The sequence below is a fragment of the Ochrobactrum sp. SFR4 genome (assembly GCF_019730395.1).
Taxonomy (GTDB): domain Bacteria; phylum Pseudomonadota; class Alphaproteobacteria; order Rhizobiales; family Rhizobiaceae; genus Pseudochrobactrum.
This window is the reverse complement of the sequence record NZ_JAAPBB010001254.1, coordinates 1-242: the sequence shown is the minus strand read 5'-3', so window position 1 is coordinate 242 and position 242 is coordinate 1. Positions and strand designations below refer to the sequence as shown.

1 protein-coding gene is annotated in these 242 nt (G+C 53.7%); it reads right to left on the bottom strand.

Features of this window, described 5'->3' with window-relative positions; all coding sequences use genetic code 11:
* Positions 1-242: hydantoinase/oxoprolinase family protein (locus HBA93_RS23035; protein WP_286202164.1), on the bottom strand; the 242-nt coding region annotated here is incomplete at both ends.

The following is a 242-nucleotide window of genomic DNA, read 5'->3' as shown; positions in this document are numbered from 1 at the left end:
CACCGAAGAAGAGCGGATTGCTAACGCCATATTCGAATTGATAATTTTGAGAATACCGAGGGCTGCTTCTGTCACACTCATATTCAACGGCTTGGCAATTTTCTCCTCAATCGCCTTAAAGGACAGCTCCGGATCGAGCTTGAGACTGCCGCCCAGCGCATGGTCAGGATCAAGTCGACCCAGCACTATCTGCGCATCGGTGACAGTTGGTTCGGTACCGCCGCGACCATAGCACGCCGGGC